Genomic DNA, 24,531 nt, shown 5'->3' on the forward strand with positions numbered 1-24,531 from the left:
ATGACGACGGACATCATCGGAACCAAGGAACTGGAAGAGCAGCTGGACGCGGAGAAGACGACTCTGCCGCGCCTCGACCTGCCGGAAGGGGCGCCGCCTCAGGAGCGGATCCGGATCGGCGTGTCCAAGGAGGAGGTCCTCTCCATCGCAGGCGCCGGTGTGGCCGGCCTCTCGGTGGGCGCCCTGCTCTGCCTCGGTCTGGGCATCGTGCCGCTCGGGTGGATGCCGCTCCTGAGCTATCTCTGGTTCCTGGGCACCTACGCCGCCCTCGTCTTCATCACGAACCGTGGCCCCGCGGTGCGGGACAGGTTCTGGAGCGTCATGCTCTGGTCCGCCGCGATCGTCGTGGTCGCCTCGCTGGCCCTGGTCATCGGGTTCACCAGCACGCGGGGATGGGACGTGTTCGGCAACGCCAACTTCTTCATCCAGGACATGGGAGTCGCAGGCCCGCTGGCCCCGCTCGAGAAGGGCGGCATCATCCACGCACTGGTCGGGACTCTGGAGCAGATCGGGATCGCCCTGGCCATCTCGGTCCCGTTCAGCGTGACCACCGCCGTCTTCCTCAATGAGGTCGGCGGGCGTTTCGCGCGGCTCGTCCGCACCGTGGTCGAGGCGATGACCGCCCTGCCCTCCGTGGTCGCCGGGCTGTTCATCTACGCGGCCGTCATCATCGGGATCACCCGGCAGTTCAATGGATTCGCCGCTTCCCTGGCGATCACCGTGCTGATGATCCCCATCATGATCCGGTCCGCCGACGTGGTGCTGCGGCTGGTGCCCGGCAATCTGCGGGAGGCGGGGCTGGCTCTCGGCGCCGGGCAGTGGAGCGTGGTGCTGCACGTGGTCCTGCCGACCGTGCGCTCGGGGCTCGTGACCGCGATCATCCTGGGCACGGCGCACGGCATCGGAGAGACCGCCCCGGTCCTGCTCACCGCCGGGGTCACGAACAACCTCAACTTCAACCCGTTCGAAGGACCTCAGGTCTCGCTTCCGCTGGCCGCGCTGGAATTCGTGAAGTCGGGCCAGCCCAACATGGTGGCCCGCGGCTTCGCCACGGCCACCTTCCTCCTCTTCGTGGTGCTCGTGCTGTTCATCCTGGCCCGCGTGCTCGGCGGGCAGCAGGCGGGCAAGCTCACGGCAGGACAGCAACGACGACGCGCGGCGAGGTCCCGCGCGTGGCTCCGACGTATCGAAGAAAACCGCAGTGGGTGGCTGGTCAGCCACCCGACATCCACCCCGGAGGACGAACGACCATGACGCATGATCCCCACAAGAACCGGCGGAGCCACGGGCGGGTGACCCGGCGGTTCCTCGCCCTCCTGACGGCCCTGGCCCTCGCCTCCGGGACTTTCATCCCCGCGGCCCTCGCCGCCAGCTACACCCGGATCGGTGGATCCGGGTCCTCCTGGGCGGGGAACGCGGTCAATCAATGGGTCACGGACATCCGCTCCCAGGGAAGCACCGTGGACTACAACCCCAGCGGGTCCTCCACCGGCCGCAAGGAGTTCGCCAACGGCCTGGTCGACTTCGCGGTCTCGGAGATCCCGTACAAGGGTGACACCGCCGATCCGCAGGACACGGTGTTCCCCGGGTTCAAATACTCGATGCTGCCCATCGCCGCCGGCGGCACGAGCTTCATGTACAACCTGCCGGTGAACGGAAAGCGGTTTTCCGAACTCAAACTCACTCAGGATGCTCTGGCCAGGATCTTCACGGGAAAGGTGACCCGCTGGAATGATCCTGCGATCGCCAAGACGAACCCCGGAGTGAACCTGCCCGACCAGCAGATCCGCGTCGTCGTGCGTTCCGAGGGCTCCGGCGCCACCGCACAGTTCACCCTGTGGATGAAGCGTCAGTTCCCGTCGTACTACGCCGAGCTCTGCGGCAAGACGGGAGGCTGTCCGAACGGGGGCGCGACGTCCTACTTCCCGGGGCAGGGCATCGCCAACTTCTCGGCCCAGAACGGATCCAGCGGCGTGACGACCTACACGGCGAACACCCCGTACACCATCAACTACGACGAGTACTCTTACGCGCTCGGGGCGAACTTCCCGGTGGCACAGGTCGGCAACGCGGCAGGGTTCTTCACGATCCCCACCGACACCGCGGTGGCCGTGGCGCTGACCAAGGCGAAGATCAACATGGACGCGAGTTCGCCCAACTACCTCAGTCAGGACCTCTCTGCGGTCTACACGCACAAGGACCCCCGTGTCTACGCCCTCTCCGCGTACACGTACATGCTGGTGCCGGCCCAGACGCGGGGCAGCTTCGACAACAGCAAGGGCGCCGCGCTCGGCAACTTCGCGAGCTACTCCCTCTGCGAGGGCCAGCAGACCATGGGAGCGCTGGGCTACTCGCCTCTGCCCATGAACCTGGTGATGTCCGCCATGCAGCAGGTCAAGAAGATCCCCGGGCTGGACTCGGACACCGGGAAGCGCCTGGATTCCACGATCAACGCGGCCCAGAGCAGTTCCGGGAACCCCTGTAACAACCCCACCTTCAAACCGGGCCAGGACGTGAACAACAACCAGCTCGTCTACACGGCCCCGTTCCCTAGCGGTTGTGATGCCGCATGCCAGGCGCCCTGGAGGGGCAAGAACGTCGGCTACAACGCCGGCCCGGGCGCCAAACCCGGCCAGGTGGCGGGCGGTTCCGACGGTCCCGCGGCGGCGCAAGGCCCCGCGGCCGCACAGGGTCCGGTCGCCAACGGAGCGACACCGCAGGGCAACAGCCCGGCCGCCGCCAAAAAGCAACCCACCGCAGCGAACAAGCCCAGCGTGTCCTGCAACCGTGCCACCGGGCAGTGCACCGACGCCAAGGGGAACGTGCTGGCCGCGGAACAGGCGCAACAGTACCTGGATGACGCGCCTGAGGCCTCCGGGCCCGGTGCGAAGGCCGTTCCCCTGGTGCTGGCGGGGAACACGGGCTGGGGGACGTCTCAGAACCTCCTCGTGGTGGCCTCATTGTTCCTCCTGCTGCTCGTCCTGACGCCTCCGCTCGCAGCGCGCTACATCAAGAGCGGACGACGCGGGAAGGGGACCGACTCATGACGGCGACCCTTGAGGCGGCCGCACCGGGAAGCGCGCCGCCCCCGCCGTCGTTGTTCGAACCGCCCCGCCCTCCCGCCGCGCCAGCGCCACGACGTTGGGAACTGGACTTCTCCTCGATGCTGCAGCTGGTCGCGATCATCATCCTCGGCTTTCTGCTCCAGCTGGTGTTCGTCTCCCGGGTCCAGCACGCCGCGGCCCAGCAGCAGCTGACCACTCAGTTGCGTCTCACCCTGGCCGAAGGTTCCATTCCGGTCGGGCCGAGCGACGCCGACGGCGCGCTGGTTCCCCTGGGGACGCCCATCGCGTACCTGGAGATCCCGCGGCTGGACCTCAAGGAGGTGATGGTGGAGGGCACGACCTCGTCGCAGACGGCCCAGGGGGTCGGACACCAGCGCGACACGGCCTTCCCCGGGCAGGCGGGCAATGCCGTCGTCATGGGCCGCAGCGGCGCCTACGGCGGGGTTTTCGGCGGCCTGAACCAGCTTCAGCTCGGAGACCGGTTCGTCGTCTCCACCGGCCAGGGCCGATTCACCTACGAGGTCTCGGGGATCCGGAATCCCGGAGATCCGGATCCCGGGGCCATGAAGCCCACCGAAGGCCGCATGACGCTCGCCACGGCCGGTGGTCTGCCGTTCCTGCCGGACGACGTCCTCCGCGTGGACGCCAAGCTCGTCTCGACGGCCGCCCCCAAAGCGCTCGACGCGATCCGTGTCGGTTCGATCACCGAGGCGGAGAAACCCCTGGGTTCCGACACCTCCGGACTGGTCGGCCTGGTGTTCCTCCTGCAGCTCGCCGTCGTGGCGGGTGTCGCCTGCGTCTGGAGCCTGAAGAAATGGGGTCGCTGGCAGAGCTGGCTGATCTTCGTTCCGGCCTTCCTCACCCTCGGCGTGCTCATCGCCACCCCCTTGGGCCTGTTGCTGCCCAACCTCCTCTGAAACGTCGAAGGAAACCCGCCATGACTCATCTGCTCCGGGCCCGCCGCGGCCGCCGTGATTCCAGCCTCGAGGCGCAGGCGCCTCTGGACGAACTCATGCTGCACGACATCGAAGACCCGCTGCCGGCGACCCCGCCGCAGGCCATCCGGCTCTCCGAACCGGCCGAGCTCCACGCCCAGGACATCTCCGCCTGGTTCGGCGACCACAAGGTGCTGGACCGTGTCTCCCTGTCCATGCAGGCGGGAAAAGTCACGTCCCTGATCGGACCCTCCGGCTGCGGGAAGTCGACGTTCCTGCGCATCCTGAACCGGATGCACGAGATGATCCCCTCCGCCTCCCTGGCCGGCCGGGTGCTCCTGGACGGCGAGGACGTCTACGATCCGAACCGCCGTATCACGCAGGCCAGGCGCGATATCGGCATGGTGTTCCAGAAAGCCAACCCGTTCCCGGCCATGTCCATCTACGACAACACGGTGGCCGGTCTGAAACTCACCGGCATCAAAGCCTCGCGGGAGGAGAAGGACTTCCTGGTGGAGGATTCCCTGCGGAAGGCCTCCCTGTGGGACGAAGTGAAGGACCGCCTCCTTCAGCCCGGCGGCGGCCTCTCCGGCGGGCAGCAGCAGCGATTGTGCATCGCCCGGTCGCTCGCCGTCGCACCGCGGGTCCTTCTCATGGACGAGCCCTGCTCCGCCCTGGACCCGACCTCCACCCGCCGCGTCGAGGAGACCATCGAGTCCTTGCGGGACCAGGTGACCATCGTGATCGTCACCCACAACATGCAGCAGGCGGCGCGCGTCTCGGATCATTGCGCATTCTTCCTCGCGGCGCAGAACACGCCGGGTGTCATCGTGGAGCACGGCCCCACCCGGCTCATGTTCCAGGAGCCCCAGGATGAGCGCACCGGGGACTACGTCAACGGCCGGTTCGGCTGAGACCCACCGATGACCATGACACGGCGTTCGCACTGGACCACCGGACTGGCCGCCCTCGTGCTGCTGGCCGGGACCGGCTGGAGCGTCCACACCATGAGCGGATCCCGCGTGTCAGGGTCCGAACCGCCTCAGACGGTCGACGCCGCGGACACCGCGCTCGCGGCCCTGCGGGGGAGCGGGCGGCAGCCGGCGCCCTCGGAGACGGGCAGACCGCTCTGGCAGTCGGAGATCGATCACGCCGCGGGCTGGTCCGCGGTCCCCGCACCCGTCCCGGGCAAGATCACGGCGATGTCGGGGGAGTCCACGCCCCGGCCGGGAACGGCCACCACCGCCGGACCAGGCGCCGATCTGCCGGTGGACACCAATGCCGAAGGAGACGGCCTCGGCAAGGACACCGCCGGCATCGACCGGGGCTGGCTTCTCAGGACCGCCCAGCGCACGGGCATCCCCGCACGGGCCCTGCAGTCTTACGCGGGGGCCGCCGTCCAGTCGGAGCGGAGTGTTCCCGGCTGTGGCATCGGGTGGAACACCCTCGCCGGCATCGGGTACATCGAATCGCGCCACGGAACCTTCGGGGGCCACCGGGTGCAGCTCGACGGCCAGGTCTCCGGACCCATCCTCGGACCGGCGCTGGACGGGAACGGCTTCGCCATGATCCGCGACACCGACGGCGGGGCGCTCGACGGCGACACCCGCTGGGACCGCGCGGTGGGCCCCTTCCAGTTCATCCCCTCGACGTGGGCCCGGTACGCGAGCCGTGCAGCAGGCGACGGCGCCGCGGCCAGCCCGCACAACATGGACGACGCCGCCCTGACCGCCGCCCGCTATCTGTGCGCGGCGGGCGGCGACCTCCGGACCGCCGCCGGCTGGACCCGGGCCGTGTTCGCCTACAACCACTCCCAGCCCTATGTGGACAAAGTCCTGGCCGCGGCCGACGCCTACGCGACGCGGACCCGGGAGCCATGAGGAACAGGAGAACCATGAGGAAGAGGGGCGCCGTGAGGAAGACCTGGCGGATGCTGTGCGCCGGACTTCTGGCCGTCGCTGTGCTGGTCACGGCAGGCGCCCTGCTCGGAAGCAATCGCCCGGGGCCGGGCCGAGCGGGACCAGATACGGGTGCAGGAATGCCTTCCCCGAAGCCCGTGCCTGCCTCGTTGCCGGGCGGCCCGCCGCCTGGTGCGCCGGTGCTCGACGGCGGACCCGCCGCTTCGACCGGAGATGGCGGACCGGGCCGGGTGGTGCCGCCCGTGCCCGGCCAGCCCCTGAGAGTCCAGCTGCCCGGTGTTGGGCTGGATGTCCGGGTGTACGCCAGCCGACTGCCCAGAGATCGGACGCTTGATCCGCCGACCGTCCCCGACGCCTTCTGGGTGATGGACTTCGGCGCCGCGGGACCGGCGTCCCGCAACACCGTCTACATCGCCGCGCATTCCTCATCCGTGGGGCCTGCGGCCTTCAACCCGCTCCTGGACCGGGGCGCCGTGGGAGGCGCGGTGCACGCGGGCCAGAAGATCCTCGTCACCACCCCGGAAGGGGGTTACAGCTACACGGTCACCGGTTCTGCCCGCTACGTGAAGACGGACATCCTCGGCGCCCGGAAACTCTGGGAAGCGGTCCCGGGGCGCTTGGTCCTGGTGACGTGCTTCCAGTACAACCACCGGGCGGAGTCGGACCAGAACTTCGTGGTCTACGCCCAGCTGGACGGGGACATGAGCCATGGCTGACGACGCGATCACCGAACCGCTGCCGCTCGTCCCGGTGCCCGCGTCGCTCCGCACGGCCTCGGTGATCGAGGCGGCACGGGAGGCCTCCACGCCCCCGACCCTCCAGGAGGAGAGGGCGTTGCGGCACGAGCGGGCGATGACGGCCGCCGCGGAACGGGCCGGTTCCTGGACCAAGGAGCCCACCTCCCAGGACCGCCGGCGCGGCAGCGTGCCCGGCTCCGGACCCGCCCACCCCGGACCCGAGGGCGGACACGCCCCCGGCCGGACGGCGAGGTCCGCGGGCATCGTGCTGTTCCTCCTGGTGCTGTTGGCCGCCGGAGGCACGCTGTTGCTGCTCAAGCCTTGGGCCGGGGCGGCCACTGCGGCCCCGGTGGCCGTCCCGAGGGTGCTCGGCCTGTCCACCGCGCAGGCCGGTGCCGCCCTGCGCGGCGCAGGGCTCCTGCCCGGCGGCGAGACCCATGGGTTCCACCCCACGGTGCCCCGCGGACAAGTCACCGGAACCGACCCGGGAGCGGGCGCACAGGTGAGGCCGGGCAGCGCGGTCGTGCTGCGCATCTCGGACGGCCCGGCGCCGACCGTCAAGGCGACAGCCCTGCCATCGACGACCGTGCCGGGCATCCCGGTGCCCACCCTGAGCGGCCGGCGCCTCGACGAGGCGACCAGGGAACTGTCGTCACTCGGTCTCGCCGTCGGGACGATCACGGAATCCGATTCCGCCTCTCCGGTCGGAACAGTGCTGTCCTCCTCGCCCGGGGTACGCGAGGTGCTCCGCCCCGGTGCCCTCGTGGATCTGACCGTGGCCAGCGGTCTCCAGCAGGTGCCGCGTGGTCTGCTCGGACGGAGCGTCGCGAACGTAGTGCAGGCGCTGCGCACCGCGGGATTCGCCGTCGTCGTGACCGACGGCGGTCGCAGCCGGCAAGGCGTCGAACCGGTGACGGGGCTCTCGGCGACTGAAGGGTCGAGGGCCCCGGCGGGCAGTGTCATCACGGTGCGATTCGCGCCGGCCGCGGCCGATCCGCCGTCGCCGACGCCCGGCGCACAACCCACCGGCTCACAGACCGCTGGAACACAGTCCCCTGGAACACAGGCCACCGACGCGCCCTCACCCCGTGCCCCGGAGGGTGCGCCGAGCAGGCCGGACGAACCTTCCACCGCTCCCGCCGGCTGAAGCACCGCTGGGCTGCACGCCCTGGGGGATACGGCCGACGACGACGGCTGCCAGCCACCCGGGCGTGCGCTTCACGACGAGAGGATCACCAGTTCCCGCGTCGCCCTCGTCATGGCGACGTACCGGTCCACGGCACCGTCGACGTCCGCGCCGAAACCGTCCGGGTCCACGAGCACCACGAGATCGAACTCCAGACCCTTCGCCTCCTCGGCCGTCAGGAGACTCACCCGTGCGTGGTCCGCAATCCAGGGGGAGGCGACCTCGTCCGGAACGGAGGCGATGACACACGCGACGCCCTCCGCGTTCCGCTCCAGCCATCCCCTCAGGACGGTGTCCAGCTCGCTGAGATCGCCCCGCCGGACCGGGATCCCGCTGCTGCGGACCGAGGTGGGCACATTGGCATCGGGCAGCGCCGCGCGGATCGCCGGTTCGGCCTCCGCCATCACCTCCTCGGGGGTGCGGTAGTTGATCGTCAGAGTGGCCAGACGCGCCTCGGGGATTCCCACCCGCTCGAGCCGTTCGACCCAGCTTTCCGGGAAGCCCCGCCGGGCCTGGGCTCGGTCGCCCACGATCGTCAGGCTCCCGGACGGACACCGCGCCAGCAGCATCTGCCACTCGGCGTCACTGAGCTCCTGGGCCTCATCCACGATCAGGTGCCCGAAAGGCCCCGCGAGAACGTCCGGCGAGGGAGCGGCGAGCAGGCCCTCGTCGCCCAGGCTCGCCTGCAGGTCCTCGCCCTTCAGCATTGACATCACGAGCATCTCGGAGTCGTCCGCGGCGATCAGGTCCTCCACCACACGCCCCATCAGGTCCCGCTCGGCCGCCTGCTCCGCCCGGCGCCGTCGCGCACGCCTCGCCGCTTCAGGATCACCGAGCCGCAGCCGGGCAGCGTCCAGCAGGGGCAGGTCGTCCGTGGTCCAGGCGTGAGGCTCCTCCCGCTGCAGCAGGCGGACCTCTTCAGGGGTGAGCCACGGCGCGCAGAGGGACAGATAAGCCGGCACCCGCCACAGATCGCCGACCAGCACGGTGTGCTCCAAGAGGGGCCAGGCACGATTGAACGCCGCCGCGAGCTCAGCGTTCCGGGTGAGGGCCGAACGGAGCGCGCCTTCGGACGCCTCGCCGTCGTCGGCTCCTTGGACCAGCAGCGTGAGCAATTCGTCCCAGACTTCGGCGCGAGCCTCGTTATGGGGCGTCCCGGGCGCAGGGGCCGCGAAGGCTTCGGCCCAGTCCTCGGGACTCACCCAGACGTCCCGGTAGGGGGTCTCCACGAGAAGCCCACGGGCGGGAGGCTCCTCATAGAACCGGACGGCCCGCTCGATCGCACGCACCATCTCCGCGGACGACTTGAGCCGCGTGACCTCCGGATCGCACTCGGCGCGGGCCGCGGCGCCTTCCGGCACCAGCTCTCGGACGGTGCAGGCCTGCACGCCCTCCTCGCCGAGGCCGGGCAGGACATCCGCCACATACGACAGATAGTGACGGTGCGGCCCGACGAGCAGGACGCCGCCCCGACCGCGGCTGAGGCGGGGGTCGGCGTACAAGAGGTACGCGGCGCGGTGCAGCGCCACGACGGTCTTCCCGGTGCCCGGCCCGCCGTCGACCACCAGGGCGCCCCGTGACGACGCGCGGATGATCGCATCCTGGTCCGCCTGAATCGTGCCCAGGACGTCCCGCATGCGCGCCGTCCGGCTGTGCCCGAGGCTCGCGATGAAGGCCGACAGGTCACCGAGCGAGGCGGCGCCGTCGACACCGGCGGGGGAGAATGCCTCGTCCCAGTAGTCGGTGACGCGACCGCCACTCCAGCGGTAACGACGCCGGCTCGCGAGGCCCTGCGGGTGAGCGTGGGTCGCACTGGAGAACGGCTCCGCGGCGGGGGCGCGCCAGTCGACCAGGAGGCGCTCGCCGTCGGCGTCGGTCAGGCCCAGCCGGCCGATGTACACAGGGGCCGAGCCGTCCGATGCCACGAAACGCCCCAGGCAGAGGTCGAGTCCGTATCTCTCGAGGGCGCGCAGCCGGCCGCTGAGGCGGCGGATCTCGGCGTCCCGGTCCACGGCCTGCTGCCCCGAACGGCCGGGGGCACGGCGTGCGGCATCGAGCCGCTCGGCCAGTTCGGCGCGGGTCCGTTCGAGGCTTTCGGCGATGGCGGCGAAGTGGCGTTCGTCGTCCGCGATCAGGATGGGGTCCGCCTTCGCTGCGAGACGTTCGGGGAGCTGGAAAACGCTGGACGGGGTGGTGGCTGCCACGGTGGGGTCTCCTCGGATCGTGTCGTTGGACCCCTTACTGTGCAGCATCCGGGGGGCCTTGCCGCAAGCCCCCGGGTGCGCTATAGATTGAAAGTGAGGAGGAGCGTTCCTGTTGCTCTCCTGATCGTTTCGCGGTCGCCGTGCGTGCCGCCTCCACCCTTTCCTTCTCCGCCACACGGGCGGAAGATGAGTCATGTGGACTCGTCGGAAACTCCTCTGCCGTCCTCCCGGTCAGCGGGCCGACAGCGCGCCTGAAGCGGCGAAGCCGGACCACGTGGTGCTCTTCGTCCACGGCATGGGACGAGCCCTCAAAGGCGGGACGCTGCAGGAATGGGCGCAGCCGCTCATGCTCAGCCTCCACGACGAGGCCCTCGAATGCGACGACGCCGGAGACCACCCGCCGCTCATCATCACCGAGGCGACAGCCGTGGGGGATGCCCCGCAGGCCCGCGTGAAAGTGCTCACCGGCTGCTCGCCGTCGGGCGATCCCGAATACCTCGACGTCCTGATGACCGAGGCCTCGTGGGCGAAGGACTTCGAACCGGCGACCGTCGGCGCCACCTTCTGGTGGGCCGCCAGCCAGGCGAAGACCGTGTACAAGCGGTGCCTGCGGCTCCTGTGGTGGACTTTCCGGCCGGCGGACCACGAACGCATCTTCCCGGCCCGGCTGCTCAACTGGGTGCTCGTGATCCCGTTCATCAGCGCGGTGGCGGTCCTGGGCTTCCTCCTGATCTTCGGGATCCTCGTGCTGGGACTCGTCCTCATGGTCCTGGCGAAGATCCCGGCCCTCGGTCAGTTCGTCAGCCGGCTCCTGTCTCTGTTCGCGGACTTCCTCGGCGACCCTCAGGTCTGGAAACGCAAGCAGATGCAGGCCGCGGCCATGCGGCAGCGGATCCGGGAGACGCTGGCGCCCTGGAACGGCGACGACGGCGTTCCCGTCACCGTGGTGGCGCACAGTCAGGGCGCTGCGATCGTGGGGCAGGTGCTGTTTCAGCGGAGTGAGGATCCCGTGCGCGCCACCAACTTCGTGAGCGTCGGCAGCGGGATCGACCTTCTCGGGTATGCGGAATGGGGCGGCACCGATGGCAGTGACCCGGTGCAGGACTGGCTCGACGTCCCGGACCGTCCGCGGTGGATCAATGTGTGGGGCAAACTCGACTTCGTCCCGGCCGGTCCCATTTCCCGTGCCGTGGACGGCCGTGCCGCCATCCTCCGCAAGATCTTCGACCGTCAGGGGCCGGGCGCCGGTGGTCCCGGCCCGGAGGAGCACCCGGTCTACAACCGCTCGGCCTTGGTCTATGACCACGTGGTCTATTCGCGCAACCGGATCGAAGTGATCGATCCGCTGGCCAGGCTCATCCTCGCGACGCCGCACCGGGAACCCCCGTGGCCGACGGCGGGGGAGCAGGTGCCGCTGCACTTCACGGGCGTTCCCGGGGACGTCCGTCTCCGGCCGCATCGCGTCATGGTCAAGAGTCTCGGCGTGACCAGGGTGGCCGCCCTCGTGGCGGCCCTGCTCACGGCTCCTGCCCTCACGACCTGGTTCGCCGGACGAGGAGTGGTGCGCGGTTCTGCCCGCTGCGACGCGGATCCGGTGTCCTGGCTCGGGTGGCTGTGCGCTGACGGCCCGTACCGCTGGGCGGACCCCGCCGACTGGTCGCTTCAGGCGGCTTCCACACTCGTCCTGACGGCAGTCCAGATCTGGGTGCTGAACGGCATGCTCTGGAGCGGCCTCCACGGGCTGCTGGAACGTCGCCGGAAGAAATCACGGACCCGGTCCAGCGATCCGGACAAGAAGCCACCACCGAACCCGTGGTGGCAGCTCTGGCTCTATCTGGCCGGCGCGCTGGTCCTCACCTTCGCCCTCCCGTGGCTCGTGCTCGGCGGAGACCTCACGGGCGGCGACGTCCTCCTGGTGGTGCCGCTGCTGCTGTATCCGTTCGCGTTCCTCAGGACCGGGATCAGCGGTTTGGCGGCGCGGGTATGACGGGCTCGTCGGATCAGCCGGACGCGAGCGCCGCGGCGAGCCCCTGTTCACCCTTCCGCATCGTGTGAGCATGCGCGGCCACGAACACCCGTGCGGCCACGGGCGACAGCGCGTTCATCCATCGGAGGGCCGGGCGCACGGTCCATCGGATGTCCATTCTGGTCGTGGCGCCGGCGGACTCCGCGGTGAGCACGATGCCGCCGTCCCCTTCGAGATCCCCGTGCGCTTCGAACGCGAGCTGCCGGGTCCTGACCGCGAGCGTCGGGTGGATGCTGACCGTGATCGAATAGCCGAGCAGCGTCCGGAAACGCAGATGGGCGGTGATGGCCGTCAGTTCGGGGGCATCAGGATCGCCCGAGGAGTCCGTCCTGGTCAGGGGAGCGGCCACGGTGCAGCCTGGCCACCACACCGGTTCGCCCGGACGGAGATCCAGTGCGGTCAGAACGTCCCACACCTGGTCGACCGGTGCGGGCAGATGCCAGGTGGACCGGAGGTCGAAAAGCCGGGGCGTCATGAGGTCATTCTGGCAGGGGACACCCGGAAAACACTGAAGGCTCCCGGTCTCAAACCGGGAGCCTTCATTCTGTGCGCGGAGGGGGACTTGAACCCCCACGCCCTATTCGGGCACTAGCACCTCAAGCTAGCGCGTCTGCCATTCCGCCACCCGCGCATCTGGGTGATCCAGCCGTCTGGACCGCGTTTCCGCTGTTCAGGCCGCCGGGGCAACGAGAAATACTCTACACGCATTTCGCGGAAACGCGAAATCCTGGCTGAGCTGGGGCTTCGCAAGGTTTCGGGTCATGAACGGGAGAACGCCCGACGCTGGAACGTCCCCACTAGGCTGAGGAGTGATCAGTTCGGCAGCGGCGCGGAAAGGCGAAACGATGAGCACTCAGGAATCCGTCACCCCCTCCCAGGGGACATCTCCGGCCGAAGCGGAAGTGGTGGACATCTGCCGCGAACTCATCCGCTTCGACACCACCAACTTCGGCGACAACCAGGGTCCCGGAGAACGGAAGGCCGCCGAGTACGTGGCCGGACTCATGGCCGAGGTCGGCCTGGAGCCGGAGATCTTCGAGTCCGCGCCCGGCCGCGCGAGCGTCGTGACCCGGATGGAGGGCCAGGACCCCAGCGCCAGTGCACTGGTGGTGCATGGGCACCTCGACGTCGTGCCGGCGCTGCGCGAGCAGTGGAGCGTCGATCCGTTCGCCGCCGAAGTCAAGGACGGCATGATCTGGGGACGCGGCGCCGTGGACATGAAGGACATGGACGCCATGATCCTGGCGACCCTCCGTGACTTCGCGCGGCGGGGGATCAAGCCGAAGCGGGACCTCGTGTTCGCGTTCTTCGCCGACGAGGAAGCCGGCGGGGACTACGGCGCCCGGTATGCGGTGGACAAGCGTCCCGAATTGTTCGACGGCGCCACCGAGGCCATCTCGGAAGTCGGCGGTTTCTCCTCCACCATCGGCGGCAAGCGCGCGTACTTGCTCCAGACGGCGGAGAAGGGTCTGTCCTGGCTCCGCCTGGTCGCCCACGGCCGAGCGGGCCACGGCTCGCAGATCAACACGGACAACGCCGTGACTCGGCTCGCGGCCGCCGTCGCTCGCATCGGCCAGCACGAGTGGCCGATCGAACTCACGCCCACCACCCGTCAGTTCCTGGACGGCGTGACCGAGCTGACCGGCGTCGAGTTCGATCCGGACAATCCCGAGATCATCCTCAAGGAACTGGGCACCGTGGCGCGTTTCGTCGGCGCCACGCTGCAGAACACGTCCAACCCCACGCTGCTCAGCGGCGGGTACAAGCACAACGTGATCCCCGAGACGGCCGAGGCGCTCGTGGACTGCCGCACGCTGCCGGGCCAGCAGGAACAGGTCTTCGAGACCATCCGCCAGCTCGCCGGTGAGGGCATCGAACTCAGCTACGTGAACAAGGACGTGTCCTTGGAGGTGCCGTTCGCGGGCAATCTCGTGGACGCGATGGTCGACTCCCTCAAGCGGCACGATCCCGAGGCGACGGTCCTCCCGTACACGCTCTCGGGCGGCACGGACAACAAGTCGCTGAGCCAGCTGGGCATCACCGGCTACGGCTTCGCGCCCTTGCAGCTGCCGGACGAGCTCGACTTCACCGGCATGTTCCACGGTGTTGACGAGCGGGTCCCGCTGGATTCCCTGCGCTTCGGCACCCGCGTCCTGTCCGATCTGCTCCAGAACTACTGACAGGGCGGGCCCGTCGGCGGCTGAGCCGACGGGCCTGTGCTGCCGGGTCAGTGCTGCCGGACCTGTGCCTGCCCTCAGATCGTCCGCGCGACGTTCATGACCTTGCGCCGCATCCAGTAGCGCCGATGCCCGCCCAGATAGAGGACGGAGCGGTGAAGTTCCCATTTGCCGTATTCGCTGTGCTCCAGCACGCGCCGTCGCGCTTCGGGCAGCGACTCGTCGCGCTCGACGCTGATGACCATGTACTCGTAATTCTGGCCCTGGTACAGACGTTGTTCCACGGACCGCGGCAGAATCTGTTCCTTCATGTGAGATGTCTACCACTCCTGGGGGCGAATTTCCTGCCCTCCGACACATTTCGCCGGGGGTGCCGCGAGGGCTTCCTGGCAGGTCACAGGCCATGACGTAAGGTCGTCTACATGAATTGGATCGAAGCCATACTTCTCGGCCTGGTACAGGGCCTGACCGAGTTCCTCCCCATTTCATCGAGCGCTCATCTGCGCATCCTGGGGGAGTTCCTGCCGAATGCCTCCGATCCCGGGGCGGCCTTCACCGCCATCACCCAGCTCGGCACCGAAACCGCCGTCCTGATCTTCTTCTGGAAGGACATCGTCAGGATCGTCAAGGCGTGGTTCGGCTCGCTCCGCGGCAGTGTGCCCCGGGACGATCCGGACGCCCGCATGGGCTGGCTCGTGATCCTGGGCAGCGTCCCGATCGTCGTGCTCGGGATCCTGCTCCAGGACTACATCGAGAACACCTTCCGCTCCCTGTGGATCGTGGCCACCACGCTGATCGTGTTCGGCATGATCCTGGCCGTGGCCGACGTGTTCGGCAAGCAGGAACGCCAGCTCAAGGACCTGACCGTCAACCACGGCATCCTCTACGGTTTCGCGCAGGCACTCGCCCTCATCCCCGGCGTGTCCCGCTCGGGCGGCACCATCACCGCGGGTCTGTTCATGGGCTACACCCGTGAAGCGGCGGCCCGGTACTCCTTCCTCCTGGCCATCCCCGCCGTCTTCGGCTCCGGCTTCTATCAGCTCTTCAAGGTCCTCAAAGGCTCCGAAGCCGCCGGACCGTACGGTCTGGGGGAGACCGCCCTCGCGACCCTGATCGCCTTCGCGGTCGGCTATGTGATCATCGGCTGGTTCCTCAAGTTCATCTCCAGCCGGGGATACCAGGCGTTCGTCTGGTACCGGATCGGACTCGGCGCCGCGCTGTACCTGCTGCTCGGATTCGGGGTCATCCCCGCCTGAGCGATAGGCTGACAGGCGTGAAATCGTGGAAGACGCGCCCTGTCCCTGAACTGCCCGGAACCATGCCGCCGCTCAGGATCTACGACACCTCGCGCGGTGACTTCGCCACCATCCAGCCGCAGGCCGAACAGTCCATGTACGTCTGCGGGATCACGCCTTATGACGCGACCCACATGGGTCACGCGGCGACATATCTGGCCTTCGATCTGCTGAATCGCGCCTGGCGCGACGCCGGCAGCCAGGTCGACTACGTGCAGAACGTGACGGACGTGGACGACCCGCTCCTGGAGCGGGCCACCGCGACCGGCCAGGACTGGCGCGAGCTGGCCGTCGATCAGACGAGCCTGTTCCACGAGGACATGGAAGCACTCAATGTCGTGGCGCCCGCTCATTACGTCGGCGCCGTCGAGGCGATCCCGTGGATCGTCCCCGAGATCGAGCGCCTCGTGGCCTCGGGCCTGGCGTACCGCGTGCCGGGGACGGACGGCGAACCCGACGGCGACGTGTACTACGACGTCGCCGCTGCCGACGCCGAGGGGCAGAATGTCGAAGCCTGGGAACTGGGCGCCGTCTCCGGGCTGAGTGAGGACGAGATGCTTCCCCTCTTCGCCGAGCGCGGCGGGGACCCCGACCGCCCCGGCAAGCGCAACCGCCTCGACCCGCTCCTCTGGCGCGTCGCGCGCGACGGCGAGCCCTGCTGGGACGGCGGTTCACTCGGCCGGGGCCGTCCCGGCTGGCACATCGAATGCACCGTCATCGCCCAGCGCTTCCTGCCGTCGCCGTTCACGGTTCAGGCCGGCGGCTCGGACCTGATCTTCCCGCACCACGAGATGGGCGCCGGGCACTGGTACTCCCTCACGGGCGAGCCCATGGCGAAGCACTACGCCCACACGGGCATGGTGGGCCTGGACGGCGAGAAGATGAGTAAGTCTCGGGGCAATCTGGTCCTGGTCTCGGCGCTGCGCCGGGAGGGCGTGGAGCCCGCGGTCATCCGCAGCGCCGTTCTGGCGAACCACTACCGCACCGACTGGTTCTGGACCGATGAGCTCCTCCAGGAGGCGGAACGTCGCGTGACCCGCTGGCGCGAGGCCCTGGAGCACGCCCCGGAGGGTTCCGCCGGACCGCTCCTGGCGGCGATGCGGGAGCGTCTCGCCGACGATCTGGATGCGCCGGGCGCGCTGAAGGCCCTGGACGCCTGGGCGGACGCAGCTCTCGCCGCGGGTGGGGCCGCCAGCGTGCCGGACGCCAGCCTGGTCTCCGACTCCGTCAACGCGCTCCTCGGCGTGGAGCTCTGAGGACGGCCTCCGGGCTGAGGCGCGGGGCACGCTCCTGAAAGAGACGACGACGGCGGGTGACCGCCGTCGTCGTCTGCTGTCAAGGTGTCAGGCGCTCCCGGCGGAAGCGCTCAGGATGGATCGGCGTGCGGGTGGCCGTTGCCCTTGCCGCGGCGCCGCAGATAGCGTTCGAACTCCCGGGCGATCGACTCGCCCGAGGCCTCCGGCAGCTCGGCCGTGTCGGTGGCCTCCTCCAGCTGGCGGACGTAGCCCGCGATGTCCGGATCCTCCGAGGACAGTTCGTCGACGCCGCGCTCCCAGGCCTCGGCGTCCTCGACCAGATCTCCGGGATCGAGGGGGATCTGGAGCAGCTCCTCAATGCGGTGCAGCAGCGCGAGCTGTGCCTTGGGCGAGGGGGACTGGGCCACGTAGTGGGGAACGGTCGCCCAGAGGGAGATTGCCGGAAGCCCCGCGAGCCGCGCGAGCTCGCCGAAGACGCCCACGATGCCGGTGGGGCCCTGGTATGTGGACGGTTCGAGGTCCAGGCGCTCCTGGAGGGCGCGGTCATCCGTCGTCACGGTGACGGGGAGGGGCCGTGTGTGGGGGACATCCGCCAGGAGCGCGCCCAGCAGGACCACCCGGTCCACCCCGAGTTCCTCGGCCTGGGCCAGGATCTCCGCGGTGAACGCGCGCCAGCGGTAGGACGGTTCCACACCGCTGACCAGGACGACGTCCACCGGCACGCCGGGGATGCTCGCCTGGTGGATCCGGGTGCCTGGCCAGCGCAGCCGCCGTTCTCCGGAACCCGTGGTGCGCACCGTGGGCCGGGTGAACTGGAAGTCGTAGTAATCGTCAGGCTCCAGGACGGACACCTTCCGGGCATTCCACGCCTTGCTCAGGAACTTGATGGTGTCGCTCGCAGCTTCACCGGCGTCATTCCACCCCTCGAAGGCCGCAATGAGAACCGTGCTGCGCTTCCCGCCCTGGTGCAGGGGAAGGAATGCCTCGTCCTGCAGAGTCTCGGGGTCGTCGAAGTTCTCCATGGGCTCTACCCTACGACGGACCCGGCCCAGCTCAAGAGACGTCTTCGCACATCACCGCCCCGTAGACTTGGCCCATGTTGTCTCCAGCGCCTCTGTCCTCCGGTGATCGCCGTCCCGATGCCCCGTTGCGGGCCGTGCTGTGGGACATGGACGGCACATTGGTGGACACAGAGCCGTACTGGATCGCGGCCGAACACGAACTCGTGGAGAGCTTCGGAGGCACCTGGAGCCACGCTCAGGCGATCCAGCTGGTGGGCCAGGCACTGGACCGCAGCGCCCGGATCCTGCAGGCCGCTGGCGTCCGGATGCCCGAACGCCAGATCATCTCCACACTCTCGACGCGCGTCATGGAACGCATCGAAGAGGCGGTGCCATGGCGGCCCGGCGCTCAGGAGATGCTGGAGTCGCTGACGGCCAACGGCGTGCGCTGCGCTCTCGTGACGATGAGCGAACGCCCCCTCGCCAGCCTCGTCGTGGAGAAGCTGCCGCAGAAGTACTTCGAATTCCTGGTCACCGGCGACGACGTGACGAACGGCAAGCCCGATCCCGAGGCCTACCTTCAGGCGATGGCCACGATGCAGTCCACCGAATCCGCGCTGCGGGTGGAGAACTTCGTGGCCCTGGAGGATTCCGTTCCGGGTGTGGGCGCGGCGCTGGCGTCCGGCGCCGTGACCATCGGCATCCCGCACACCGTGCCACTGCCGGAATTCCCCGGCCGCTTCACCCGCTGGGACACTCTGGCGCAGAAGGACCACCACGCGATGCAGCGCATCCTGAACGGGCACTGGTCCGGCACGCCCGCCGGGCTCGACCCCGAAGACGGGAAGGTCAGCGCGTGAGCTCTGTGACCAGCCGGGACGGGCTGCGGCTCGGCCGGCTCTGGGGCATCCCCATCTATCTGGCGTACTCCTGGTTCATCATCGCCGCGTTCACCGTGGTGACGTTCGGACCGATGCTCGCGGGGTCGCAGCCGGCCCTGGGGTTCGGCGCTTATGTCGTCGCCTTCATGTACGCGGTGCTGCTGCTCCTCTCCGTGCTGGCGCACGAACTGGCCCACGCGCTGACCGCCATGATCTTCGGCTGGGCGTCGGAGAAGATCGTGCTGAACCTCTGGGGCGGGCACACCCAGTTCACTGAGTTCAAAGCGACGCCGTGGCGTTCCGTCCTGGTCGCGTTCGCCGGGCCGGTCGCCAACTTCGTCCTGGCGGGCCTCGGCTGGCTCGTCGCCACGCTCGCGCAGCCCGACGGGGTGGCGGGGATCCTCCTCTGGATCTTCACCTGGGCGAACTTCGTCATCGCGATCTTCAACGTCCTGCCCGGTCTGCCGCTCGACGGCGGCCGTCTCGTGGAGACGATCGTGTGGACGAGCACCGGGAACCGCGAGAAGGGCACCATCGCAGCAGGCTGGACCGGCCGCATCCTCGTCATCCTGATCGTGCTCTACTTCATCGTCCGCCCCTTCCTGCTGGGGGAAGGCCTCGACTTCAAGTTCGCCATCATCACGTTGCTCGTCGCCGGATTCCTCTGGATGGGGGCGAGCGAGGCGATCCGCGTCGCCCGCATGCGGAGCAGGCTTCCCGACATCCGGGCCGCCCAGCTGGCCGAACCCGCCCACGGTGTCCCGCAGGATCTCCCCGTGGCGCAGCTCTTCTCCGCGGCACGGGCGGGAACCGTGTTCGTCGTCATCGCGCCGGACGGCAGCCCGCAGGCCGTCGTCGACCCCTCCGCCGTCGCGGCGGTCCCTGCCGGCCTCCTGCCGACGACGCCGGTCTCCGCGGTCAGCGTGCCGCTCGCTCCCGGCGCCTACGTGCCGGACCACGCCGCAGGCAAGGAACTGATCGACTACCTGTCCGCGCTGGACGGCAACCAGTACGCCGTCGTCGACTCTCAGGGCCGGGTGACCGGTCTCCTGCGCCAGGCGACGGTCGTGGCGGCCCTGACGGGACGACCGGAAGGCCCCGGCCGTTCCGGGACCCGCTGACGGGTAAAGTTGATTCCCGGACATTTCGCCCACACCCCATGCGCGCCCGACGCGGCGCACAGGAGAAGGAACACGCCATGAGCAACCAGGAAACCCCCCAGGCCACCCCCGCGGAAGGCCGCCAGGCGGTCGGCGCCGCTCGACGCCGTGGGCCGTTCCGGGTGGGCGAGCGGGTCCAGCTCACCGATGAGAAGGGGCGGATGAACACCATCACCCTCGAACGGGGCGGCGCGTTCCACACCCACCGAGGCTTCCTCAACCATGACGATCTGATCGGGCAGCCTGACGGCAGCGTGGCCGTGAACAACATCGGCCAGCAGTACCAGGCGCTCCGTCCGCTGCTGAGCGACTTCGTCCTCTCGATGCCGCGTGGTGCGGCGGTGGTCTACCCGAAGGACGCCGGCCAGATCGTGACCATGGCGGACATCTTCCCGGGCGCCCGCGTCGTCGAGGCCGGGGTCGGCTCCGGAGCGCTGTCCATCTCCCTGCTCCGCGCCGTCGGTGACATGGGCTACCTCCACTCGTTCGAACGCCGCGAGGAGTTCGCCGACATCGCCCGCGGCAACGTCGAGACCATCTTCGGCGGCCCGCACCCGGCCTGGCAGATCAGCCTGGGCGACTTCCAGGATGAGGTCGTCAAGGCCGAGGCGCCCGGCAGCGTGGACCGCGTGGTCCTCGACATGCTCGCGCCGTGGGAGTGCCTCGACGCCGTCGCCACGGTGCTGGCGCCCGGCGGTGTCTGGATCAACTACGTCGCGACGGCGACCCAGCTGTCCCGCACCGCGGAAGCGATCCGCGCCGACGGCCGCTTCACCGAGCCCGACGCCTGGGAGTCCATGGTCCGTGGCTGGCACCTGGAAGGCCTGGCCGTGCGCCCGAACCACCGCATGGTGGGCCACACCGGCTTCCTGCTGGTCACGCGCCGTCTGGCGGACGGCGTCGACGGTCTGGCGCTCAAGAAGCGGGCCAAGACGGAGTTCACTGAAGAGGACATGAACGCCTGGACCCCGGCCAGCGTGGGGGAGCGTCCCTACTCGGACCGCAAGCTCCGCCGCGCCGCCCGTGACGCCATGGCCGGCACCCAGGTGGAGGACCCTGAGGAGCCGCACGCAGGGGAGTAATCCCAGGTCGGAGGCCATCGGCAGTCACATCGTGGGCACCGGTCCGCGATCCCCGTCGGAACGCGCTAGTGTCGAACGTGACGGCACACGGACTTTCCACGAGAGGGCTGGCCACCATGAGCGAGGACACACTGGGCACCAACGGTGACGGCGGGAATGAGGCGCGGAGCAACGCGGCCCACCAGAGCATCGCCGAACGGCAGATCAACGTGCTGCGGGACAAACTCCGCAATGTGGACCGTCAGCTGTCCTCCGCGACCCAGAACAACTCCCGGCTGGTCGGCATGCTCGAGACCGCCAAGACCGAGATCCAGCGGCTCAAGGCCGCGCTGGAACAGGAAGGGCAGCCGCCCTACAGTTTCGCCACGATCGCCCAGCTGAACCACCGCAAGGAACCGGTTCCAGGCGCCAGCGCCAACGCCGCCGTGGAGGAGTCCGTGGACGTCTTCAACGGCGGGCGGAAGATGCGCGTGGGGATCAGTCCACTGGTCAACATCCATCAGCTCGCCGTCGGCCAGGAGGTGCTGCTGAACGAGGCCCTCGTGGTGATCGCGGGGCTGGGCTTCGAGCAGGCCGGTGAAGTGGTCACCGTCAAGGAGCTGATCGGTCACGACCGCGTGCTGGTGGTCGGCCGCACCGATGACGAGCGGGTCATCCGCCTCTCGGGCCCGCTGCGCCACCGGGGTGTGCGCGTGGGCGACGCCGTGTCCGTGGACGGGCGCACGGGTTTCGCCCTGGAGAAGGTGGACCGCAGCGAAGTCGAGACCCTGGTCCTCGAAGACGTCCCGGACATCAGTTACGAGGACATCGGCGGCCTGGGCCCTCAGATCGAGCAGATCAGGGACTCCGTCGAGCTCCCGTTCCTGCACCCGGGCCTGTACCGGGAACACGGTCTCAAAGCGCCGAAGGGCATCCTCCTGTACGGCCCTCCGGGCTGTGGCAAGACGCTGATCGCCAAGGCCGTCGCCAATTCCCTGGCGGCCCGAGCCGCGGAGCGTTCCGGCGCGGCCGAGCTGAAGAGTTACTTCCTGAACATCAAGGGCCCGGAGCTGCTGGACAAGTACGTCGGCGAGACCGAACGGCACATCCGCCTGATCTTCGCCCGCGCCCGGGAGAAGGCCAGCGACGGCAGCCCCGTGGTGGTGTTCTTCGACGAGATGGACTCGCTGTTCCGCACCCGCGGCACCGGTGTCTCCTCCGACGTCGAGACCACCATCGTGCCCCAGCTCCTCAGCGAGATCGACGGCGTCGAGCGCCTGGACAATGTGATCGTGATCGGCGCCTCCAACCGCGAGGACATGATCGATCCCGCGATCCTCCGCCCTGGACGCCTCGATGTGAAGGTCAAGATCCAGCGCCCGGACGCCGAAGCGGCCGCGGACATCTTCGCGAAGTACATCACCACCGAGCTGCCGCTGCACCCGCAGGATGTGGCCGAACATGGCGGTGACCAGGCCGCCACGGTCCGTGGGATGATCCAGCGCACCGTGGAGTCGATGTACTCGACGGACAAGTCCAACGAGTACCTCGAAGTGACCTATGCCAACGGTGACAGCGAAATCCTCTATTTCAAGGACTTCAACTCCGGCGCCGTCATCCAGAACGTGGTGGACCGCGCGAAGAAGTACGCCATCAAGGACCTCCTCACGAGCGGTGAGAAGGGCTTGCGCATCGACCACCTGCTGCGGGCCGTCACGGACGAGTTCCGCGAGCACGAGGACATGCCGAACACCACTAACCCGGACGACTGGGCCCGCATCTCCGGCAAGAAGGGTGAGCGGATCACCTACATCCGGACGATCGTCCAGGGCAAGGGCGGGCAGGAGCCCGGCAAGAGCCTGGAGACCGCCACCAACACGGGACAGTATCTGTGAGCGCATCCGGACTGCCCGGAGCCGGCGACGGCGGGGTCATCCGTGTCATGGGATCGGAGACCGAGTACGGCATCCACGCCCCGCAGGCGCCGACCGCCAATGCGACCGTCCTCTCCGCGCGGGTCATCGACGCCTATGCCCGCCTCACCTCGGCGCGTCAGTCGGCGGCCGGGAGCGCAACCGCGGGTGAAGCCGGCGGGAGCCGGCGGACGGCTGCGGGCTGGGACTACAGCGATGAGGAACCGCTGCACGACGCGCGCGGCTGGTCCCTTCCCCGGGCCCAGGCTCACCCGAGCCAGCTGACCGACGTCGCGCCCGTGCTGGATGCGACGGCCGTGGCTCTCGCGCACGGCCGTGCCGAGCTGGACTACTCCGATGTCGAATCGGGGGAGCAGCCCCTCATGAACATGGTGCTCGGCAACGGCGCACGCTTCTATGTGGATCACGCCCACCCCGAGTATTCGAGCCCCGAGGTCACCAACCCCCGGGACGCGGTCATCTGGGACGCCGCCGGTGACCTGGTGGCTCTCGACGCGATCCGCGCACTCGATGCCGACGACGGCTCCGGCCCGGTCAATCTCTACAAGAACAACACGGACAACAAGGCCGTCTCCTACGGCAGTCACGAGAACTACCTCATGCCGCGGGCCGTGCCGTTCTCCTCGATCGCGGAGGGCCTGATCCCGTTCTTCCTGAGCCGTCAGGTGCTGTGCGGCGCAGGCCGGCTCGGCATGGGCCAGGATGGGCGCGGCAGCGGGTACCAGATCAGTCAGCGGGCCGACTTCTTCGAAGCGGAGGTCGGACTGGAGACGACCATCCGGCGGCCCATCGTCAACACCCGTGACGAACCGCACGCCACCGCGGACAAGTACCGCCGGCTGCACGTCATCATCGGGGACGCCAACCTCTCGGAGTACGCGAACTACCTCAAGTTCGGCACGACGTCCCTGGTGCTGGGTCTCATCGAGGCGGGTCGCGTCCCGCGCCTCCAGGTGTTCGAACCGGTCGCCGCGCTCCAGGAGATCAGCCACGACACCACGCTCGCCCACCAGGTGCGCCTGATCGACGGCCGACGGATGACCGCCGTCGAGCTCCAATGGCTGTACTTCGAGGCGGCCCGTGAGTTCGCTGAGGAGAGCGGCGCCGGCCATCCCACCCAGGGCGACGGCCAGACTCACGCGGTCCTCACCGCATGGGAGGAGACCCTCGGCTGGCTCGAGCAGGGCGATGAGCGCGCCGCCCAGCGCGTCGAGTGGCTCGCGAAACTCCGGCTCCTCGAGGGCTACCGTGACCGTGGAGGACTGGCCTGGGATGACGCACGCCTCGGACTGATCGACCTGCAGTGGTCGGACATCCGCCCGGAGAAGGGCCTGTACCACCGGCTGGTGCAGCACGGGCGTATGGCCAAACTGGTGGACGACGCCGAGATCGCGGCCGCGGCGAACACGCCGCCTGCCGACACACGCGCCTATTTCCGCGGCATGTGCCTGAGCCGCTTCCCCCGCGCCGTCACGGGCGCCAGCTGGGACTCGGTGATCTTCCGCCTGCCCGGGCAGAGCCGGGCCACGAGGATCCCCACGCGCGAACCTCTGCGCGGCACCCGGGAACTCACCGGCGCGCTCTTCGAGGAACATGAGGACGCGGGGGATTTCCTCCGCGCGCTCCTGAGCTCACCGTGAGCTGAGCTGCTGCGAACAGGCCCTTGAAGTGGCAGGATGGCAGGAGAGGACAAT

General features: G+C 69.0%; 20 protein-coding genes and 1 tRNA gene. 16 read left to right on the plus strand and 5 right to left on the minus strand.

Annotation, left to right across the window (positions count from 1 at the left end; translation table 11 throughout):
* The 7 genes from AB6732_RS06450 (at position 1) to AB6732_RS06480 (ending at position 7,803) form a co-directional block, all read left to right on the plus strand.
* A complete protein-coding gene (locus AB6732_RS06450; protein ID WP_370959181.1) occupies positions 1-1,254 on the plus strand; it encodes a PstA family ABC transporter permease in 1,254 nt (417 codons plus the stop codon).
* Positions 1,251-3,047, plus strand: a complete 1,797-nt coding sequence (pstS, locus tag AB6732_RS06455) for a phosphate ABC transporter substrate-binding protein PstS (protein WP_370959182.1) — start codon at positions 1,251-1,253, stop codon at positions 3,045-3,047. The genes AB6732_RS06450 and pstS overlap by 4 nt, the downstream gene beginning before the upstream one ends.
* On the plus strand, positions 3,044-3,982 hold the full coding sequence (locus AB6732_RS06460) for a sortase (RefSeq protein ID WP_370959183.1): 939 nt from the start codon (positions 3,044-3,046) through the stop codon (positions 3,980-3,982). Before pstS ends, AB6732_RS06460 begins: the two co-directional genes overlap by 4 nt.
* Before the next feature lie 20 nt (positions 3,983-4,002).
* Complete coding sequence (locus AB6732_RS06465; RefSeq protein ID WP_370959184.1) at positions 4,003-4,914, plus strand: phosphate ABC transporter ATP-binding protein; 912 nt, start codon at positions 4,003-4,005, stop codon at positions 4,912-4,914.
* A gap of 9 nt (positions 4,915-4,923) precedes the next feature.
* The gene (locus tag AB6732_RS06470) at positions 4,924-5,880 is read left to right on the plus strand and encodes a lytic transglycosylase domain-containing protein (protein ID WP_370959185.1); all 957 of its coding nucleotides are present in this window, start codon (positions 4,924-4,926) and stop codon (positions 5,878-5,880) included.
* 158 nt (positions 5,881-6,038) lie between these two features.
* On the plus strand, positions 6,039-6,635 hold the full coding sequence (locus AB6732_RS06475; protein WP_370959186.1) for a class F sortase: 597 nt from the start codon (positions 6,039-6,041) through the stop codon (positions 6,633-6,635).
* A complete protein-coding gene (locus AB6732_RS06480; RefSeq protein ID WP_370959187.1) occupies positions 6,628-7,803 on the plus strand; it encodes a PASTA domain-containing protein in 1,176 nt (391 codons plus the stop codon). Before AB6732_RS06475 ends, AB6732_RS06480 begins: the two co-directional genes overlap by 8 nt.
* Before the next feature lie 71 nt (positions 7,804-7,874).
* On the opposite strand, the gene helR is transcribed toward AB6732_RS06480, so the two are convergent.
* The gene (gene helR / locus AB6732_RS06485; RefSeq protein WP_370959188.1) at positions 7,875-10,094 is read right to left on the minus strand and encodes an RNA polymerase recycling motor ATPase HelR; all 2,220 of its coding nucleotides are present in this window, start codon (positions 10,092-10,094) and stop codon (positions 7,875-7,877) included.
* Positions 10,095-10,239: 145 nt separating this feature from the next.
* Here helR and AB6732_RS06490 point away from each other — a divergent pair, with 145 nt between their 5' ends.
* Entirely contained in the window at positions 10,240-12,033 is a 1,794-nt protein-coding gene (locus AB6732_RS06490; RefSeq protein ID WP_370959189.1) for a hypothetical protein, read from the plus strand.
* A gap of 13 nt (positions 12,034-12,046) precedes the next feature.
* Here AB6732_RS06490 and AB6732_RS06495 read toward each other — a convergent pair whose 3' ends face one another.
* Together AB6732_RS06495 and AB6732_RS06500 are read right to left on the minus strand one after the other, a co-directional pair.
* Positions 12,047-12,547, minus strand: a complete 501-nt coding sequence (locus AB6732_RS06495; RefSeq protein ID WP_370959190.1) for a hypothetical protein — start codon at positions 12,545-12,547, stop codon at positions 12,047-12,049.
* Between the two features lie 72 nt (positions 12,548-12,619).
* Positions 12,620-12,703: transfer RNA gene (locus tag AB6732_RS06500), tRNA-Leu, on the minus strand.
* Positions 12,704-12,917: 214 nt separating this feature from the next.
* Here AB6732_RS06500 and AB6732_RS06505 point away from each other — a divergent pair.
* A complete protein-coding gene (locus tag AB6732_RS06505; protein WP_066212439.1) occupies positions 12,918-14,252 on the plus strand; it encodes a M20/M25/M40 family metallo-hydrolase in 1,335 nt (444 codons plus the stop codon).
* A 74-nt stretch (positions 14,253-14,326) separates the two neighbouring features.
* Here AB6732_RS06505 and AB6732_RS06510 read toward each other — a convergent pair whose 3' ends face one another.
* Positions 14,327-14,560: a DUF5703 family protein gene (locus tag AB6732_RS06510; protein WP_066212440.1), complete on the minus strand. Its 234-nt coding sequence runs from the start codon at positions 14,558-14,560 to the stop codon at positions 14,327-14,329.
* 111 nt (positions 14,561-14,671) lie between these two features.
* Between AB6732_RS06510 and AB6732_RS06515 the strand changes: the two genes are divergently transcribed.
* Both AB6732_RS06515 and mshC read left to right on the plus strand, forming a co-directional pair.
* Positions 14,672-15,505, plus strand: a complete 834-nt coding sequence (locus tag AB6732_RS06515) for an undecaprenyl-diphosphate phosphatase (protein ID WP_370959191.1) — start codon at positions 14,672-14,674, stop codon at positions 15,503-15,505.
* A 17-nt stretch (positions 15,506-15,522) separates the two neighbouring features.
* Entirely contained in the window at positions 15,523-16,800 is a 1,278-nt protein-coding gene (gene mshC, locus AB6732_RS06520; protein ID WP_370959192.1) for a cysteine--1-D-myo-inosityl 2-amino-2-deoxy-alpha-D-glucopyranoside ligase, read from the plus strand.
* Between the two features lie 110 nt (positions 16,801-16,910).
* Here mshC and AB6732_RS06525 read toward each other — a convergent pair whose 3' ends face one another.
* On the minus strand, positions 16,911-17,822 hold the full coding sequence (locus AB6732_RS06525; RefSeq protein ID WP_370959193.1) for a PAC2 family protein: 912 nt from the start codon (positions 17,820-17,822) through the stop codon (positions 16,911-16,913).
* 74 nt (positions 17,823-17,896) lie between these two features.
* On the opposite strand from AB6732_RS06525, the gene AB6732_RS06530 reads away from it, so the two are divergent.
* The 5 genes from AB6732_RS06530 (at position 17,897) to dop (ending at position 24,477) form a co-directional block, all read left to right on the plus strand.
* Positions 17,897-18,661, plus strand: a complete 765-nt coding sequence (locus tag AB6732_RS06530; RefSeq protein WP_370959194.1) for an HAD family hydrolase — start codon at positions 17,897-17,899, stop codon at positions 18,659-18,661.
* Positions 18,658-19,803, plus strand: coding sequence for a site-2 protease family protein (locus tag AB6732_RS06535; protein WP_370959195.1), 1,146 nt, complete (start codon positions 18,658-18,660; stop codon positions 19,801-19,803). The genes AB6732_RS06530 and AB6732_RS06535 overlap by 4 nt, the downstream gene beginning before the upstream one ends.
* 77 nt (positions 19,804-19,880) lie before the next feature.
* Complete coding sequence (locus AB6732_RS06540; protein WP_370959196.1) at positions 19,881-20,924, plus strand: tRNA (adenine-N1)-methyltransferase; 1,044 nt, start codon at positions 19,881-19,883, stop codon at positions 20,922-20,924.
* A 116-nt stretch (positions 20,925-21,040) separates the two neighbouring features.
* A complete protein-coding gene (arc, locus tag AB6732_RS06545; RefSeq protein WP_370959197.1) occupies positions 21,041-22,798 on the plus strand; it encodes a proteasome ATPase in 1,758 nt (585 codons plus the stop codon).
* A complete protein-coding gene (gene dop / locus AB6732_RS06550) occupies positions 22,795-24,477 on the plus strand; it encodes a depupylase/deamidase Dop (protein WP_370959198.1) in 1,683 nt (560 codons plus the stop codon). The genes arc and dop overlap by 4 nt, the downstream gene beginning before the upstream one ends.
* Positions 24,478-24,531: the final 54 nt, after the last annotated feature.

Source organism: Arthrobacter sp. RCC_34 (assembly GCF_041360795.1).
GTDB lineage: Bacteria > Actinomycetota > Actinomycetes > Actinomycetales > Micrococcaceae > Arthrobacter_E.

What these genes read in the sequence shown, in the direction of transcription:
- AB6732_RS06490 (WP_370959189.1), top strand. Translation starts at nt 10,240, where the DNA reads ATGTGGACTCGTCGGAAACTCCTCTGCCGTCCTCCCGGTCAGCGGGCC.
- pstS (WP_370959182.1), top strand. Translation starts at nt 1,251, where the DNA reads ATGACGCATGATCCCCACAAGAACCGGCGGAGCCACGGGCGGGTGACC.
- AB6732_RS06450 (WP_370959181.1), top strand. Translation starts at nt 1, where the DNA reads ATGACGACGGACATCATCGGAACCAAGGAACTGGAAGAGCAGCTGGAC.
- AB6732_RS06515 (WP_370959191.1), top strand. Translation starts at nt 14,672, where the DNA reads ATGAATTGGATCGAAGCCATACTTCTCGGCCTGGTACAGGGCCTGACC.
- arc (WP_370959197.1), top strand. Translation starts at nt 21,041, where the DNA reads ATGAGCGAGGACACACTGGGCACCAACGGTGACGGCGGGAATGAGGCG.
- AB6732_RS06475 (WP_370959186.1), top strand. Translation starts at nt 6,039, where the DNA reads ATGCCTTCCCCGAAGCCCGTGCCTGCCTCGTTGCCGGGCGGCCCGCCG.
- AB6732_RS06480 (WP_370959187.1), top strand. Translation starts at nt 6,628, where the DNA reads ATGGCTGACGACGCGATCACCGAACCGCTGCCGCTCGTCCCGGTGCCC.
- AB6732_RS06495 (WP_370959190.1), bottom strand. Translation starts at nt 12,547, where the DNA reads ATGACGCCCCGGCTTTTCGACCTCCGGTCCACCTGGCATCTGCCCGCA.
- AB6732_RS06470 (WP_370959185.1), top strand. Translation starts at nt 4,924, where the DNA reads ATGACCATGACACGGCGTTCGCACTGGACCACCGGACTGGCCGCCCTC.
- AB6732_RS06505 (WP_066212439.1), top strand. Translation starts at nt 12,918, where the DNA reads ATGAGCACTCAGGAATCCGTCACCCCCTCCCAGGGGACATCTCCGGCC.
- AB6732_RS06510 (WP_066212440.1), bottom strand. Translation starts at nt 14,560, where the DNA reads ATGAAGGAACAGATTCTGCCGCGGTCCGTGGAACAACGTCTGTACCAG.
- AB6732_RS06540 (WP_370959196.1), top strand. Translation starts at nt 19,881, where the DNA reads ATGAGCAACCAGGAAACCCCCCAGGCCACCCCCGCGGAAGGCCGCCAG.
- AB6732_RS06530 (WP_370959194.1), top strand. Translation starts at nt 17,897, where the DNA reads ATGTTGTCTCCAGCGCCTCTGTCCTCCGGTGATCGCCGTCCCGATGCC.
- helR (WP_370959188.1), bottom strand. Translation starts at nt 10,094, where the DNA reads ATGCTGCACAGTAAGGGGTCCAACGACACGATCCGAGGAGACCCCACC.
- AB6732_RS06525 (WP_370959193.1), bottom strand. Translation starts at nt 17,822, where the DNA reads ATGGAGAACTTCGACGACCCCGAGACTCTGCAGGACGAGGCATTCCTT.
- AB6732_RS06460 (WP_370959183.1), top strand. Translation starts at nt 3,044, where the DNA reads ATGACGGCGACCCTTGAGGCGGCCGCACCGGGAAGCGCGCCGCCCCCG.
- AB6732_RS06465 (WP_370959184.1), top strand. Translation starts at nt 4,003, where the DNA reads ATGACTCATCTGCTCCGGGCCCGCCGCGGCCGCCGTGATTCCAGCCTC.